Source organism: Spirosoma sp. 209, assembly GCF_002006735.1.
Taxonomy (GTDB): domain Bacteria; phylum Bacteroidota; class Bacteroidia; order Cytophagales; family Spirosomataceae; genus Spirosoma; species Spirosoma sordidisoli.
On the sequence record NZ_MVEC01000010.1, the window covers coordinates 56,754 to 71,313 of the forward strand.

Annotated in this window: 17 protein-coding genes; 9 read left to right on the forward strand and 8 right to left on the reverse strand. The window is 56.8% G+C overall.

Annotation, left to right across the window (positions count from 1 at the left end):
* The first annotated feature begins 225 nt into the window (after positions 1 to 225).
* Positions 226 to 735, forward strand: a complete 510-nt coding sequence (locus tag B1C80_RS17755; protein WP_077922544.1) for a hypothetical protein — start codon at positions 226 to 228, stop codon at positions 733 to 735.
* 4 nt (positions 736 to 739) lie between these two features.
* On the opposite strand, the gene B1C80_RS17760 is transcribed toward B1C80_RS17755, so the two are convergent.
* The gene (locus B1C80_RS17760) at positions 740 to 1,672 is read right to left on the reverse strand and encodes a sugar phosphate isomerase/epimerase (RefSeq protein ID WP_077922545.1); all 933 of its coding nucleotides are present in this window, start codon (positions 1,670 to 1,672) and stop codon (positions 740 to 742) included.
* Between the two features lie 66 nt (positions 1,673 to 1,738).
* Between B1C80_RS17760 and B1C80_RS17765 the strand changes: the two genes are divergently transcribed.
* Both B1C80_RS17765 and B1C80_RS17770 read left to right on the forward strand, forming a co-directional pair.
* Positions 1,739 to 3,190, forward strand: coding sequence for a Gfo/Idh/MocA family protein (locus B1C80_RS17765; RefSeq protein ID WP_077922546.1), 1,452 nt, complete (start codon positions 1,739 to 1,741; stop codon positions 3,188 to 3,190).
* A 99-nt stretch (positions 3,191 to 3,289) separates the two neighbouring features.
* Positions 3,290 to 3,982: a hypothetical protein gene (locus tag B1C80_RS17770; protein WP_077922633.1), complete on the forward strand. Its 693-nt coding sequence runs from the start codon at positions 3,290 to 3,292 to the stop codon at positions 3,980 to 3,982.
* A gap of 7 nt (positions 3,983 to 3,989) precedes the next feature.
* On the opposite strand, the gene B1C80_RS17775 is transcribed toward B1C80_RS17770, so the two are convergent.
* Positions 3,990 to 4,514 (reverse strand): RNA polymerase sigma factor, encoded by a 525-nt coding sequence (locus tag B1C80_RS17775; protein WP_077922547.1) that lies wholly within the window; start codon positions 4,512 to 4,514, stop codon positions 3,990 to 3,992.
* Positions 4,515 to 4,743: 229 nt separating this feature from the next.
* Between B1C80_RS17775 and B1C80_RS17780 the strand changes: the two genes are divergently transcribed.
* From B1C80_RS17780 to B1C80_RS17795, 4 genes are all read left to right on the forward strand, one after another.
* Positions 4,744 to 5,787 carry a class I SAM-dependent methyltransferase gene (locus B1C80_RS17780; RefSeq protein ID WP_077922548.1) on the forward strand — a complete coding sequence of 348 codons (1,044 nt, stop codon included), beginning with the start codon at positions 4,744 to 4,746 and terminating at the stop codon, positions 5,785 to 5,787.
* A 112-nt stretch (positions 5,788 to 5,899) separates the two neighbouring features.
* A complete protein-coding gene (locus tag B1C80_RS17785; RefSeq protein WP_077922549.1) occupies positions 5,900 to 6,205 on the forward strand; it encodes a ferredoxin in 306 nt (101 codons plus the stop codon).
* Positions 6,206 to 6,268: 63 nt separating this feature from the next.
* On the forward strand, positions 6,269 to 6,961 hold the full coding sequence (locus B1C80_RS17790; protein ID WP_077922550.1) for a YjjG family noncanonical pyrimidine nucleotidase: 693 nt from the start codon (positions 6,269 to 6,271) through the stop codon (positions 6,959 to 6,961).
* A gap of 130 nt (positions 6,962 to 7,091) precedes the next feature.
* Entirely contained in the window at positions 7,092 to 7,871 is a 780-nt protein-coding gene (locus B1C80_RS17795) for a 3-hydroxyacyl-CoA dehydrogenase (RefSeq protein WP_077922551.1), read from the forward strand.
* Positions 7,872 to 7,887: 16 nt separating this feature from the next.
* Here B1C80_RS17795 and B1C80_RS17800 read toward each other — a convergent pair whose 3' ends face one another.
* The 4 genes from B1C80_RS17800 to B1C80_RS17815 form a co-directional block, all read right to left on the reverse strand.
* Positions 7,888 to 8,709 carry an MBL fold metallo-hydrolase gene (locus B1C80_RS17800; protein WP_139361676.1) on the reverse strand — a complete coding sequence of 274 codons (822 nt, stop codon included), beginning with the start codon at positions 8,707 to 8,709 and terminating at the stop codon, positions 7,888 to 7,890.
* 59 nt (positions 8,710 to 8,768) lie between these two features.
* On the reverse strand, positions 8,769 to 9,698 hold the full coding sequence (locus B1C80_RS17805; RefSeq protein ID WP_077922553.1) for an FKBP-type peptidyl-prolyl cis-trans isomerase: 930 nt from the start codon (positions 9,696 to 9,698) through the stop codon (positions 8,769 to 8,771).
* A gap of 262 nt (positions 9,699 to 9,960) precedes the next feature.
* A complete protein-coding gene (locus B1C80_RS17810; protein ID WP_077922554.1) occupies positions 9,961 to 11,016 on the reverse strand; it encodes an MBL fold metallo-hydrolase in 1,056 nt (351 codons plus the stop codon).
* Position 11,017: 1 nt separating this feature from the next.
* Complete coding sequence (locus B1C80_RS17815; protein ID WP_077922555.1) at positions 11,018 to 12,271, reverse strand: 3-deoxy-D-manno-octulosonic acid transferase; 1,254 nt, start codon at positions 12,269 to 12,271, stop codon at positions 11,018 to 11,020.
* Between the two features lie 83 nt (positions 12,272 to 12,354).
* Between B1C80_RS17815 and B1C80_RS17820 the strand changes: the two genes are divergently transcribed.
* Positions 12,355 to 12,666 carry a phosphoribosylpyrophosphate synthetase gene (locus B1C80_RS17820; protein WP_077922556.1) on the forward strand — a complete coding sequence of 104 codons (312 nt, stop codon included), beginning with the start codon at positions 12,355 to 12,357 and terminating at the stop codon, positions 12,664 to 12,666.
* Between the two features lie 55 nt (positions 12,667 to 12,721).
* The gene (gene ytxJ, locus B1C80_RS17825; protein ID WP_077922557.1) at positions 12,722 to 13,051 is read left to right on the forward strand and encodes a bacillithiol system redox-active protein YtxJ; all 330 of its coding nucleotides are present in this window, start codon (positions 12,722 to 12,724) and stop codon (positions 13,049 to 13,051) included.
* 91 nt (positions 13,052 to 13,142) lie between these two features.
* On the opposite strand, the gene folB is transcribed toward ytxJ, so the two are convergent.
* Positions 13,143 to 13,493, reverse strand: coding sequence for a dihydroneopterin aldolase (gene folB / locus B1C80_RS17830; RefSeq protein ID WP_077922558.1), 351 nt, complete (start codon positions 13,491 to 13,493; stop codon positions 13,143 to 13,145).
* A 44-nt stretch (positions 13,494 to 13,537) separates the two neighbouring features.
* Complete coding sequence (locus B1C80_RS17835; RefSeq protein ID WP_077922559.1) at positions 13,538 to 14,476, reverse strand: DivIVA domain-containing protein; 939 nt, start codon at positions 14,474 to 14,476, stop codon at positions 13,538 to 13,540.
* Positions 14,477 to 14,560 lie beyond the last annotated feature (84 nt).

Below are 14,560 nucleotides of genomic sequence, written 5' to 3' on the forward strand. Positions count from 1 at the left end.
CCAGTCCGATGGATTCGGCTGTGAAAACGGCCCCTGAGACGAAATCGAAAAACAAATGGTAATGAATTAAATAAACACGCCCGACCATAAAGCAACAAACCATTGACTGTCAATCGCATAAGCGTATCAAACAAATTACGCTAGCCTACGTGATTATTTCATTCTGACCCGTCCGCCCTGGCGGACAATATCCTGAATTCATCTACATAACCAACTCATCTTCTCATGCGACAAACGTTTTACTGGGTACGGCCTGTACTGATCCTGTGTTTCCTGTTCTTCCGGCTCCCGTCTGTTCAGGCGCAGCTATCCACCCAGTGGCACGGAACCTGGGCGGGTACCATGCACATCTACCGGCAGCAGGCGCTGGTCGACAGTGTACCGGTGCGGCTAACGATTAAGCCATCCGATAAACCCGGTGTGCTGACCTGGCGTACCGACTACCTGTCGCCGAAGCAGCCGATGACCAAAGACTATACCCTCGTTACCAAAGACGCGGCCAAAGGCATTTACATCACCGACGAAGGGGGTGGCACGGTGCTGACCAACTATCTGTTCGGCAACAAGCTGTTCAATGTTTTCGAGGTGCAGGGCATACTGCTGACGGCTACCTATGAACTGCGCGGCAACGAGCTGATTTTTGAGGTAACATCGGGCAAAAAACTGGCTGATCCGGCCAACGGCGTCAGCAGCTATGCCGTCGACAATCTACAGCGGGTCGTATTCAGGAAGTAGGTGGTCAGGCCAGCGGAATCGAGGCTTCGTCGGCTTTGCGGATCACGTAGCGCCGGGCTTCGTCGTATTCGGCGGCCGTGCGCAGGTGTTCGAGCATGAGCGGCACCGACTGCGGCAGCGAGGTTACGTTGCGGAGATAGGTCGTATAGTCCATACCGCCCCGACCGGGCATGGTTTCGGTAAAATGACCGTCTTTGCCAGTAATATCTTTGGCATGGGCCGATACGACCCACCGCCCCAGCTTGCGAAACGTATCGTTGATCAGCGCCGTGTTGTTGTAATACCGATCCGGCGAGTTGATGATGTTGGCTATATCGATATGCGCGCCGAAAGCCGGGCGGTCGATAGCCCGGATAAATTTCAGGTAGGCGTCGGCCCCGTCGGGCGGGCTCCAGCCCATCATCTCGAGCGCAAATTTGGCGCGTTTCGGTTTTACGGCATCGATGATCCGGCGGCAATTCTCCACGGTCTCCTCAAAAAACTGCGCGCTCATGTTCCGCGCATCAGGACCGTCCCAGTGGGTAGGGTTGTACGAACCCGCAATGTTCACGCAGGTCAGCGCGCCAACGGCTTCGGCCAGGGCCAGGCGTTCTGTTACGTACGCCAGATTCTTGGCGCGTCGGGTCGCGTCCTGATCGAGCATGTTCACCCAGGCGCCTACCTCCGCGATGATCACGTTCTGTTCGGCAAACGCTTTCCGAATGGCGTCGATGCGGGCCGTGTCGGTCAGCTTCACCTCGGGAATATAGGCCGCGCTGTAACGCAACCGGCGGTGTTCCCGCGCCAGCTCGACCGGATCGTCGCTGTTGAGGAAGACAGGCCCACCCAGCCGTAACGGTTTTTGTTCGGTCAGAAACGCCGGAACAGGCGGTGTCAGCAGGCCCCCGGTCAGCACAGCCGACGAACGCAGAAAGTAACGACGAGAAACAAACGGCATAGATACAGTCGGGTAAATCTGGCAAACAGCCGGCTTTAGATCTGTGGAATAAAACCCGTCACGCTTATGCAATCTACTCGTCGTACGTTTATTAAAACCCTTTCGGCGGCTTCGGCCCTGACCGCTGCGGGGGGAGTTCAAACGGTTCTGGGCAACGTTGGCGCCCCCGCTTATATTCCTAACCTGGCCCGCATCAGCCCGAACGATAAAATACGGATTGCAACCATCGGCATGGGTATCCAGGGCAATTATGACACCATGGCGGCTTTGCGCAATCCGGATGTAGAACTGGTAGCCGTTGCCGATCTGTACGACGGCCGACTCGCCCACGCCAAATCGGCCTTCGGCAAGGATAAAGAACTCTTCGCCACCCGCGACTTCCGGGAGGTACTGGCCCGTCCCGACGTAGATGCCGTACTGGTCGTTACCCCCGACCACTGGCACGACCATATTACCATTGCGGCCCTGAAAGCCGGTAAACATGTGTACTGCGAGAAACCGATGGTGCAGCACATGAACGAAGGCAAACCTGTCATTGACGCCTGGCGTAAATCAGGCAAAACCATGCAGGTCGGCAGCCAGCGCATCAGCAGCTCGTCGTTTCAGGAAGCGAAACGAATGATTCAGGCGGGCGACATTGGCCAGATCAACTACATCGAATCGAACAACGACCGTTTCAACGCCATCGGAGCCTGGAACTACTCGGTACCACCCGATGCCTCGCTGACGACCCTCGACTGGGACCGTTTCCTGGGCGACGCGCCCAAACGGCCGTTCGACGCCAAGCGCTTTTTCCGGTGGCGCAACTACAAAGATTACGGCACCGGCGTAGCGGGCGATCTGTTCGTACACCTCATCACGGGCGTTCATTTTGTAACCAACTCGCTCGGCCCAACCCGCATCTACTCGTCGGGTAACCTGGCCTACTGGAAAGACGGGCGCGACGTACCCGATGTCATGACCAGCGTCATGGACTACCCCAAAACCGACGTCCACGATGCCTTTCAGATGGTACTGCGCGTTAACTTTGCCAATGCCGGTAAAATCCAGAACGTAACCCGCATCATCGGCAACGAAGGGCAGATCGAATTTTCGGAAGAGAACCTGATCCTGACCAAAAAGAAACTACCCGTAGCACCCGGCTACGGCAATTACGACAGCTACTTTACCTTCACTCCGGAGGTTCAGCAGGAGTTTGTGAAAAAGTACGACGCGCAATACCCGCCCGAAACCCGTACGGCCGAGCCGGTTAAGGAGGTTCGGTTCGAAGCGCCCAAGAACGAAGACGGCCACGCCCGTCACTTCGCCGACTTCTTCAAGAACGTTCGCGAAGGCAGCCAGGGCACCATCGAAGATCCGGTCTTCGGTTTCCGGGCAGCCGCTCCGGTACTGGCCTGCAACGAAAGCTACTTCGAGCAGAAAGTGGTTCACTGGGACCCCGTTACCATGACCAGGAAGAGCCCCGCACCTACGGCTACCACCAAAAAACCGGTTACGTCTAAAGCCAGGCGCACCTAGACCAGCCAGCCGTTTTCAGCAGTATGATAGTCCATACGTCACTGTGGCCAGCCAGCCGTTGCGCCATAGTGACGTATTTTTGTGAACGAACGAATGGCTATGCCGACAACGCCTGTGCCGCAAACCACCGCCCGTTACCGCCAGCCCGCCCGATGGATCTGGCGCGGGGCATTGCTGGCGCTACTGCTGTGGATACTGGTCGACGTGTTCGTGCCGGTTCAGCACAGCATCCGCCAGTTCGATCCGGCCGAGGTAGCCCGGCTCGAAACGGCCATGTGGCGCTCGTACTATGATAGGCGACCGGTGTTGCTGTTCGGACAGCTGAGGGGTGGCCTCCAGCAACAGTTTCATGCGCCGTTCTGGCGGTCGGTGGGGCTGGCCATTCAGGCAACCCGAGCTGCGTTTGTCTTTAAGAAGGGTCGGTCGCGGGCCGACTATGAGCAGGCGTTACCGATCCTTATCGATTATTACGAATCGATTCAGAACCTGAGCGAAGATCGTTTCAACGTGCGCAAACTGGCGGCTTCTGAGCTTAACTGGTGGATCGTACACCGGCAGCGCGATCGCTACTCCTACGCCGATCTGGCCGACGCGCTCGCGCAGACGGCCGCCGTTCAGTACAACCAGCCGCCTGCCGTATTTGGCCGCTATGCCCGGCAGCGGGCCGAAGCCATGCGCCTGTGTGATGAAGCAGGGCAGCAGGCGGGCGGGGCCACTGAAACCGACTGGCAACGGATTGAACAAGCGCTGAACCAGGCCTGGGCGTCGTTGTATAAAGAAGTACGTCGATAAGAGTCGCTCATTGGCGGAGCTTCAGCAATGCTTCCCGAAGCTGCTGGCGGGCACTGGCAACGGGCAACCCCACCGACCCGGCGGCTTCTTCGGGGGTACAATTGCCAAACAGGACTGAGTTCAGAAACTGCTTTTGTTTTTCTTCCGGACTCTGGGCCACCGCTACAGACTTGTCGAACGAGTGAGCAGGTTGGGTAACTACAACCGAGCCGCTGGCCGACAGCCGAATAGTAGCCTGGCTGGTGTTCTTTGGGGCGGCCACCGCATTGTTTGCCGTTTGCCGGGCCCGAGTCAGGAGCCAGACAAAGAACGGCTGCTTTTCGGGGCGGTAGGTTTCAATAGCGGAACGGATATCCGTAAACGTTTCGATCAGCAGCCCAGCCGCTTTCTGATCGTCGCACACGATCTGGTTGATCACGCCGAGCAGTACAGGGGCGTATTGATCGTACAAACGGGTAAACGCTTCGGTCTTGCCGGTCTTCAGTTCGCTAACCAGCGCAAACTCCTTCGATCGTAAGACAGGTGACAGCATTCGGGTACGTTGTTGAGGTTATTTTTCGTAAAAAGGCCGAATAATCAACTTATCGCCCCTTTTCTATTCATATGTAGCTACCAGTAAACTAAGTATGAATGGAAAGGTTTTACAAGGTTAATCATATTCGACCTATATACTAGCTTCCTTCTTTTATTAAAAAAATAAGCTGGTAATCCGGGCCGTATGCCTGCTTTGTGGGTTGTATGTTTATACAGTATACGCTTACATGCAACTTACCATTTCTCCCGAGAACCCGCTTGAGTGGTTTGCCCTGCGCGCCAACCTGGTTGCGGTTCCCATTCTGCACGTTCAGATCATGCCGGTACTGGCCAAAGCCGTGCTCGAAGCCGCTGACAAGGGCGTGTTTGAAGCCACAAAGAACGGGCCACAATCGCTCGACAGCCTGACCGCCGAGCTGCGGCTCAACAAAAAAGCACTGGGCGAACTGTTGGGCCTGCTGACGGCCCTGGGCTATTTCACCTACAAGGATGGGTTGTTCAGCCTGACCAGCATGGCCCGGCGGTTTACGCTCAAAGATGATCCGAGGTCGGTATACGGCATGATGATTTTCAACAACCGGGTCGTCTGGGACTGGATGAGTCAGCTGGGTACGTACCTCGAAACGGGCGAAGGGGTTCATTACCACGACAAACTGACGCCCGAACAATGGCGCTATTATCAGGAAGCGATGGTGGCCGCCAGCAATACCGAAGCGCCCGAGTTTGGCCGCCGGGCACCCGTCCCGAAACAGGCCCGCACCATGCTCGATATTGGCGGCTCACACGGGCAGCACTCGGCAGCTTTGTGTCGGCGCCTGTCAGGGCTTAGCTCGGTTATTCTCGATCTGCCGGAGGCCATTGACCAGGCGGCTCCCCTGCTGGCCAGGCAGAACATGGGCGACCGCGTCCGACATCAGCCCGGCAACGCCCTCACCGACGACTTTGGCGATGCGCAGTACGACATTGTGCTGCTCTCAAGCCTGGCCCACCACTTTACGCCGGAACAGAATCAGCAGGTGGCCGACAAGGTAGCGCGGGCGCTGCGGCCCGGCGGGGTTTTTATTGTCAACGAGTTTATCCGGCCCGAAACCGGTGCCAGGCCCGAACTGCTCGGCAGCAGCACCGATCTTTTTTACGGTCTCAGCAGCACAGCGGGCAACTATTCGATCGATGAAATCAGCGAATGGCAGCAGCGAGCCGGTCTCAAACCGCACAAGGTTGTCCGGTACCGCACCGTTCCCGGCCGGGCCATGGTCGTTGCGAAGAAATAAAGACCGGTCGGCACCGGACCTAACTTCAGGTAAAGTTTCGGAACTTTGCCGCAGTTCATACCCTGACCGGCAGCGGTACAGATACGCACTCATTCAAAAACAAGATTTATCCATGAAATTCAAAAAACACGTCTTCATCTGTACCAACCAAAAAGATGCGCCCAAGAAAAGCTGCGGCACCGAACATGGCCTGGCCCTGGTAGAAGCGTTTAAGCAGGAGTTGACCCAGCGCGGCCTACAGCGTGACATCCGGGCGCAGCGGGCGGGTTGCCTCGATGCCTGCGCCTTTGGCCCGGCACTGGTCGTTTATCCCGAAGGTACCTACTACGGTAACGTGCAACCGGCCGACGTAGCTGAAATTGTGGAGAGCCATCTGGTCAACGACCAGCCCGTAGAGCGGCTCAAGCTGGACTTCTAAACCCGCCCCCCGTCCGAACCGATCCATCGCAGCTGGCCCCTCTTTGGGCCTGCTTTTGCTTTTATGAAATATCGCCATCTTTTTTTCGACCTCGACCATACGCTCTGGGATTTTGACCGCAACTCGGCCGAGTCGCTGACTGAGTTGTACGATACCTTCCGGCTGGCCGAGGTAGGCATCTCATCGGCCGAGGAGTTTAGCCGTCATTTCATTGCGGTCAATAAAAAACTCTGGGCCGACTACGACCGGAATCTGATTGAGCATGGCTACATCCGCCAGCACCGGTTTCCGCTGGTGTATCAGTCGCTGGGTATCGATGCATCGGCGGTGAAATACGATCTGAACGCCGAGTACCTGCGGCTGTTACCGCGCAAGCCCCACCTGCTCGACTCGGCGCGGGAAGTACTCGAGTACCTGAAAGGTCGGTATACTATGCACATCATTACCAATGGCTTTGCCGAAATTCAGGCCGTGAAGATGGACAGCGCCGAAATTGCTCATTACTTCACCCTGGTCGTTACCAGCGAAACCGCCAACGCTAAAAAACCCGATCCGCTGGTATTCGAGTATGCCCTGTCGGCCGCCGGCGCCCATGTTTCAGAAAGTCTGATGATCGGCGACAATTACGAAGCCGATATCATGGGGGCCAAAGGCGTTGGCCTGGATACTGTTTTCTACAACCAGCAGGGCCTGATCGTCGACGACCAGCCAACCTACAACATCAAACACTGGAAAGAACTGCTGGCTATTTTGTAACGCAAAAACCGTTGCTTCAGGGTTAGTAGTCATACCATCCGTCCGCGTGGACCACGGTGGCCACGTCAATACTGCGAGCAACAGCTACTTCGGTAACAAACCACAGTCAATACAAATCAACATACCTGACATGACTATACAAAACGCGACGGCGCTCGTTACGGGGGGCGCTTCCGGTCTGGGCGAAGCCACGGTCCGGATGCTGGCAGCCAACGGTGCCAACGTGGTTATCGTCGATCTCAACGAAGAACGCGGCAAAGCCCTGGCCGACGAGTTGGGCGATACCGTCCGGTTTCAGAAAACCGACGTCACGAGCGAAACCGATGTGCAGACAGCTATCAATCTCGCTATCGAGACCTTCGGCGGGCTGCATATTAACGTCAACTGCGCGGGTATTGTCGAAGCCCGCAAAACGCTGGGGAAAGTAGACGGCGTTTACGGTGCCCACTCGCTGGCGGTTTTTCAGAAAACGATTGCCATCAACCTCATCGGCACGTTCAACGTTATTCGGCTGTCGGCCCTGGCCATGGAACAGAACCAGCCCAATGCCGAAGGGGAGCGGGGCGTCATCATTAACACGGCGTCCGTAGCCGCCTATGACGGTCAGATGGGGCAGGCCGCCTATTCGGCATCGAAAGGCGGAATTGTAGGAATGACCCTGCCCATAGCCCGCGACCTGGCACGCTCCGGGATTCGGGTCATGACCATTGCGCCGGGTCTGTTCGAAACGCCCCTGCTGCTGGGTCTGCCCGAAGAAGCGCGGCTGTCGCTGGGTCAGCAGGTACCGTTTCCGTCGCGGCTGGGTCGCCCGGCCGAATACGGCATGCTGGTCAAAAGCATACTCGAAAACCCGATGCTAAACGGCGAAGTGATCCGGCTGGACGGTGCGATCCGGATGGCCCCGAAATAGGCAGACGCGGCCAGTACTACAGCGGCTTTTCAGCATCGGTCAGGATCGACCGGATCAGGTGATGGGCGCTTACATCGTTGGAGGTAAACGCCCGCAGCCACCACGTTTCGCGCAGGCCGGCGGCCCGCAGCAGGGCCGCCCCGCGCACACCCCGCCGGTAAGCCGTCAGCACCCGGTCTACCAGGGTTTCGAGGTAGTGGAGTTTCTGCTCAACCGCCCGGCGCCCGTTGGTCAGCACGGGGTTGTGTCCGCAAAAGAGCGTGTCGAAGTCGTAGCCAAGCACCTGCCGCGTTGAGTTGATCATCTGGTAGATATTTTCGCCCCGGCGGAAGATCTTCAGGTTGCCGATGTAGAAATCGCCGGCAAACAGCCAGCCTTCGTTCGGTTCCAGCAGCACATGATGATCGTCAGAATGGCCATAGGTCGGGATCGGCTGTAATGCATATGCCCCCGTACGAAACGGCGCCGGAAACGGTACTACACCCGGACATGCATCGATCTGGCCGAACCAGAACCGCTCGTACGGCAGCAGCGAAAACGGCCGGGCAACCCGTTCGGCGGTGAGCGGACCGGCCAGTACGGGGCAGTTATGACGCTGGCGCAGCGCAGCTGCGTTGCCCGAATGATCTTCGTGAAAATGGGTCAGCGCAATCTGATCGATGGGTAGGCTGGCAAACGTCTGCAACACCTCTTGCTGCATGTGGCGCTGGGCCGTATCGATCAGCAGGCCATCCAGGTAATAACACCAGACCGGCACCGCCCGCATCCAGCGAACGGGTGAGTACCCAAACCGATAGCCCCGCACCGGCCCGTGCTCCAGGGTTTGACGTATCTTCATAAAAAAAGCGGCCCATGCAGAAACATGGGCCGCAAAGAACGGGAAAACGAAGCGCAAAATTACCGGACCGACACCACTTCGACATCAAAGCGGAGGGGCGCTCCGGGCGGTATGACGTAAACGCCATTCGCGGCCCGACCGGCGGCACCGTACCCCAGCGACGACGGAAAAATAAGAGTCGCTTTCTCGCCTACTTTCAGCTTCGCCAGACCTTCTTCAAATCCTTTGATAATGGACGAGTTGCCGAGCGTAAAATCGCGCGTGGTTGTTCCCGATGTACTGTCGAACGCAGCCACGCTCCGCAGCAACCGACCGTTATACCGAACAGCCAGGGTAGCACCGGGCGCGAACGTGGTTGAGGTAGGCGAACTGGTCCGGATGAACCGTAATCCGCTCGACGTCACCTCCGGCGTACCCAGGTTGGTACGGGTGATGTATTCGCTGATCTGCTGATCTTCGGAACGCGACCGCTTCAGCTTCACGTCGAACCGAACCGGCGTGTTGGCCGGAATGGTACCGCTAACCGAGCCCTGTGACCCATATGCCAGCCGGGCGGGCATGAGTAGCGTAGCCGACGCCCCTTCGCGCATCAGCAGAATACCTTCCTGCAAACCGGCCAGCAACGAGTTGTTGACAAACGGGTAGTACACCGATTTGGTGGCATAGGTAGTATCAACCACTTTGTCGGTAACTACGCCTGTACCACTGGTCGGCGACTGCAGGATGTATTGCACATAGCTGAACTCGATCTCTTCGCCAATGACCGGCTGCTTAGCGGTAGCACTGGCGGGTGCCGTAATGACATAATGCAACCCGGATGCCGTTGTCGACAGCGACAGGCCTTTCGTAGTGGCGTACGATTTGATGTCGTCGATGTTCTTGGTGAACGCTTCCGATTCAGCCTCTACCGGATCAACCGCGCTTTGATTACACGAAACCAGTCCGCCCATTACCAGGAGACCGAACAGTGCTATTTGAATAATACGCATGAAAATAAATTAACAGACAGACAAAAATTACTACGCTTATAGACCCTGCTCTGTGGCGAAGGGTTGTAAAAAAAGTTAATAATCGTTAATCGCCCTGATCACCAGACAACCTGGCCAAGTGGTTCGTACGGTCGGCGCTCCGATCCACCACCGTGGTCCGTGTCCGCACAGGGACGCGTAGTCGGACTACTTATCGGGATGGTTTGTTGCTGACGCGTATGAGACGCGAGGGCGGTCCGCCGTTGCGGTCGCGTCTCTACGTTTAAAACGTGACGGCTTCTCCTGCTTTCAACGCCCTGAACCGGTCCGATGGTATGTTCTGCTGGCTCAGTGCCCGCTGCAGATCATCAACAGGCTCCGATTCACCATCGTCGGCGAGAGGAAATGTGCCGAAGTGAATCGCCACACTCTGGGCCGACCGGACGTCCTGGTGAATCTGCACGGCTTCGGCCGGATTGCAGTGGACGGGCGACATGAACCAGTTGGGTTTGTAAGCCCCGATCGGAATCAGCGCCAGCCGCAACGGCCCGAACTGCTCGCCAATAGCCCGGAAATGCGGTCCGTAGCCCGAATCGCCGGCAAAGTACAGTTTACCGGCGGCTTTGCTGTCAATTATGTAGCCAGCCCATAGCGTAGCATTGCGGTCAAAAATGCCCCGCCCGGAGAAGTGTTGAGCCGGTACGCAATGAAGGGTTGTGCTGTCAGTGATCGGGGCCGACTGCCGCCAGTCGAGTTCGGTCACATTGCGGCACCCGTGCTGTTCGAGAAACGCTTTTACCCCCAGCGGACAAAAAACTTTAGGCTGATCGCGGGCGCAGAGTTTCTGCACCGTGCCAATCTCCAGATGGTCCCAGTGGTTATGACTCAGCAGCAACACATCGATTTTAGGCAGGTCGTCGAACCGGATACCAGGCGGGCGGTTGCGCTTCGGGCCGGCAAACTGGAACGGACTGACCCGCTCGTCGTAGATCGGGTCGGTCAGAACGTTTAGTCCGTCGAACTGAAGCAGTACCGTTGAGTGGTTGATAAACGTCGTTCGTACAGCCGCTCCGTCTACGTGGGCGGGCGGTGGCGGGCCGGGCTTGTCGGTGTGGAAAGCACCCCAGGGCTGGGTTCGTTCGTGGTTCAGCTGCCAGCCAATCACCTCACGGAGGCCTTTGGGCGATGGCGCACCCGGGGTAAAAAACGCCTTGCCATCAAAATGGTCGCTGACGGGCCCGGTATAGCGGGGCGCCGAAATGACGTAGCCGACCACCAGGGCCAGCACAATAAACGTAACCAGCAGAATGCCCACAACGAGCAGTAGTTTCGAGAGCATATTAATGGGGCAATAGCGTGTGAACCACCTGCATAACCTGCGCCGTTGCGCCAACGTTCCGCTGTACATACGCCCGGCTGATGGCAGCGGCTGCGGTTGGGTCAGCATACTGCCGGTCGAAGGCCGCCGTCAGCTCAGCCACGCTGGTAACCGGAAAAGCGGCCCCCGCTTCGACCAGGTCAACAGCCTCCTGAAACTTACCATATACCGGCCCGAAAAAGATCGGCATTCCAAAAGTGGCGGCTTCCAGACTATTATGCAGCCCCTGCCGGAAGGCCCCGCCAATGAAGGCAAACTCACCATACTGATAAAGCGAGGTAAGCATGCCGACGTTATCGATAAACAGGACGTCGGCCGACACCACGTCGGTTTCGTTCGTCTGCGAAAACCGAACCGATCGCTTCTGAAGTTGTTTGCGCCATTGCTCAATCGCTTCGGCGTTTATTTCGTGGGGGGCGATGATCACTTTGAGTGGCTTGTCGAACTGGTTCAGAAACGGAATCAGCACATCCATGTCCGCCTGCCACGCACTCCCGACAACCAGCACCGGCTGCCCCTGCCTGAACGCCTGCGCCACCGGGATCGCTTTCTTGCCAGCCGCCACCTGCGCTACGCGATCGAACCGGGTGTCGCCAGCTCGGCTTACCTGCTGTACGCCAACGCCCCGCAATAACTCGACCGACTCCTGGTTCTGTACCAGAATATAATCGAAACAGGTCAGCAGCTTGCGGTAAAAGCCGCCGTATGGCTTGAAAAATAGCTGGTCAGGCCGAAAAATGGCCGAAAACAGGACGGTTGGTACCCCGGCTGCTTTCAGCGTCTGCAGGTAATTGGCCCAGAATTCGTACTTGATGAAGAAGGCAACACGGGGTTGCGTCAGCGCCACAAACGCCCGCGCCTGCCGGCTTGTATCGAGTGGCAGGTAAAAGACGTAGTCGGCGCCGTCGTAGTTTTTCCGCACCTCATAGCCCGACGGCGAAAAAAACGTCAGCAGAATTCGGTAGTCCGGATAGGTTTCCCGAAACGCTTCGATAACCGGACGGCCCTGCTCAAACTCACCCAGCGAAGCCGCATGAAACCACGCCAGCGGCTTTGCCGGACCGGCTGCCGACTCGCTGGCCAGGCTACGGGCAATATGTGAAAGCAAATCCTGCTGGCCGGTGAGCCATTGCCGGGCTTTAGGGTTGAAAGGCGCTACCAGCCGCAGCAACGCTTTATAGGCAGATAAGCCAGTGTTGTATACTCGGGAAAACAAGCCGATACGTGGTTGGTTAATGACTGCGTAAAGGTACATCATCCAACGAGGATGACCCGCCCCGAGAACTAACGACTACGCACATGCAAACGTACGACACCCTGACCGAAGCCCTTGACGCCCTCCGTAAGCAAGGCTTCACCCGAGACTACAACCTGAAGTCAGACTGCCTCAAATGCCAGCAGGACGGCCTGGAGATGCGACCGGCCGACTTCGATATCGTGGACGTTTACCGCTTCGAGGGCATGACCGACCCCGGCGACTCAACCGTATTGTATGCTATCGAGGAAACAGAGACCGGCAAAAAAGGCACGCTGGTCGACGCCTATGGCCCCTACGCCGATGCCGTATCGTCAGAAATGGCAGAAAAGCTACGCTATTCGCCCGAGGAATAAACGAACTTTTTACGCTGTAATTTACTTTTGTGCTAACAGAATCAGTGTTGGTACAATGAACTGGAATAAACTCACTAGCGACGCTCAACTCGCTGAAATTAAAGAAGAGTCGGCGCAGCATCCCGTGCTGATTTTCAAACATAGCACAACCTGTTCCATCAGTGCTATGGCGCTCAGCCGTATGGAACGCAATTGGAACGAACAACTCGGCGTAAAGCCCTATTACCTGGATTTGCTGGCTAACCGCCCCATTTCGAACAAGATAGAGCACGAATTTGGGGTCGAACACGAGTCGCCCCAGGTCCTGCTGATCCGCAACGGGCAGTGCGTATATGATGCTTCGCACATGGCTATTTCGTTTGCCGGTTTGCAGCAGGCCATATAAGGCCAGCCCCAGAGAATACGTAAAATGGTTAATGTACATGCAGGAAGCCCCAGGCTTTACATGCTACATTAACCATTCTTCGTTTCAGACCCTATTCTCTGAGCGTGATGCGGGCCCGGTGGCACACCCCCCCGATGGGCGGATTGAATTTGGAGACACTGACCTCAACCGAGTCGACATCCGGATACTGCTGACGAATATCGACAATGATGCTGTGGGCCAGGTGTTCGAGCAGGCGGGCGGGCCGCTGCATGACGTTGGCCGTAATGCGGTAGAGGGCTTCGTAATTGACGGTAGCGCTGAGCCGGTCGCGACGGGCCGCTTCGGAGAAGTCGGCGGTGACGACGATGTCGACGGCATATTTGTTACCGATCTTTTGCTCTTCGTCGTAGAAGCCGTGGTACGAAAAAAACTCGAGGCCTTCCAGGGCTATAGTTCCCATAAATAACGCGAGTAGATACCGGCTGTCTGTTGAGCCGGCTCTCATTAAATCTGGTCGAAGAACGAACCGCTTTTCTTCGGCTCAGTCGCAACCGCTACTTCATTGGGTTTCTCCGTAAGCTCGACCGGTTCAGCCGCCTGCGGCTGAGCGTCGGCAACTGGCGTGGTTACGGGTTCGGCGGGTTCAGCCAGTTCGGCAACGGGGGTTTCGTCGGCCGTTGGTTCGGGATCCGGCTGCGGCTCGGGGGTTTCCTCTATGGCATCGTTGAGTCGGGCAACCAGTTCATCATCGACCGGGATGGCTTCCGGAACGGCGGTTTCGCGCTCAACCAGCGGAGGCAGCTCAGCCGGGTCGGGCTCGGCAGCGGGGGCCGGGAGTTCAGCTACGGGCTGGGCATCGCGCGCTTCGATATCGGATGTAATCTGCGTGGCCACCTCGTCAATTTTACCCTTCAGGTTCTGTTTGGCAAACTTCTTCTCGAAGCGGTCAACGCTCTCAACGGCATGGCTGGCCAACGACCGAATCTGAACGGCCAGGTTTTCCTTGTAGTTCTCCAGCGCCTTGAAATCGCTCTCCATGGCTTTCAGATCGTTCAGGATGTTGTCTTTCAGGTAGCGAGCCTGATTTTCGGCATCCTGCACCATCAGGACGGAGCGTTTGCGGGCTTCGGCCAGCATCTCGTCGGCCTTTTGGCGAGCCTCCGACACATACTGTTCGGCGGCCTTGTTAGCCTGATCGGTAATCTGAGCACTGGTATCTTCTGCCGTTTTCAGAGTCCGAAACAGCGTCATCTCTACCTCTTTCAGCTTGCCCAGCTCTTTCTCGGCCAGTTCAAGCTGCATCTTCAACATTTTATATTCGCCCGTGACACGCTCCCACTCCTGCGAGAGCGACACTAAAAATGCGTCGACATCTTCGGGTTTATAGCCGCGTAACACCCGTTCAAATGTGTGCTGGCGAATTTCGATGGCTGTGATTTTCATCGGTGCGCTTCGGTTTAGGTATTTACAGACATACCGGTTGAGGGTGAAGTAACGTCCATTCTGTGGATTTAACAAAATTACGGG

Coding starts and splice junctions, on each gene's coding strand:
- B1C80_RS17755 (WP_077922544.1), top strand. CDS start 226: ATGCGACAAACGTTTTACTGGGTACGGCCTGTACTGATCCTGTGTTTC.
- B1C80_RS17760 (WP_077922545.1), bottom strand. CDS start 1,672: ATGCCGTTTGTTTCTCGTCGTTACTTTCTGCGTTCGTCGGCTGTGCTG.
- B1C80_RS17765 (WP_077922546.1), top strand. CDS start 1,739: ATGCAATCTACTCGTCGTACGTTTATTAAAACCCTTTCGGCGGCTTCG.
- B1C80_RS17770 (WP_077922633.1), top strand. CDS start 3,290: ATGCCGACAACGCCTGTGCCGCAAACCACCGCCCGTTACCGCCAGCCC.
- B1C80_RS17775 (WP_077922547.1), bottom strand. CDS start 4,514: ATGCTGTCACCTGTCTTACGATCGAAGGAGTTTGCGCTGGTTAGCGAA.
- B1C80_RS17780 (WP_077922548.1), top strand. CDS start 4,744: ATGCAACTTACCATTTCTCCCGAGAACCCGCTTGAGTGGTTTGCCCTG.
- B1C80_RS17785 (WP_077922549.1), top strand. CDS start 5,900: ATGAAATTCAAAAAACACGTCTTCATCTGTACCAACCAAAAAGATGCG.
- B1C80_RS17790 (WP_077922550.1), top strand. CDS start 6,269: ATGAAATATCGCCATCTTTTTTTCGACCTCGACCATACGCTCTGGGAT.
- B1C80_RS17795 (WP_077922551.1), top strand. CDS start 7,092: ATGACTATACAAAACGCGACGGCGCTCGTTACGGGGGGCGCTTCCGGT.
- B1C80_RS17800 (WP_139361676.1), bottom strand. CDS start 8,709: ATGAAGATACGTCAAACCCTGGAGCACGGGCCGGTGCGGGGCTATCGG.
- B1C80_RS17805 (WP_077922553.1), bottom strand. CDS start 9,698: ATGCGTATTATTCAAATAGCACTGTTCGGTCTCCTGGTAATGGGCGGA.
- B1C80_RS17810 (WP_077922554.1), bottom strand. CDS start 11,016: ATGCTCTCGAAACTACTGCTCGTTGTGGGCATTCTGCTGGTTACGTTT.
- B1C80_RS17820 (WP_077922556.1), top strand. CDS start 12,355: ATGCAAACGTACGACACCCTGACCGAAGCCCTTGACGCCCTCCGTAAG.
- ytxJ (WP_077922557.1), top strand. CDS start 12,722: ATGAACTGGAATAAACTCACTAGCGACGCTCAACTCGCTGAAATTAAA.
- folB (WP_077922558.1), bottom strand. CDS start 13,493: ATGGGAACTATAGCCCTGGAAGGCCTCGAGTTTTTTTCGTACCACGGC.
- B1C80_RS17835 (WP_077922559.1), bottom strand. CDS start 14,476: ATGAAAATCACAGCCATCGAAATTCGCCAGCACACATTTGAACGGGTG.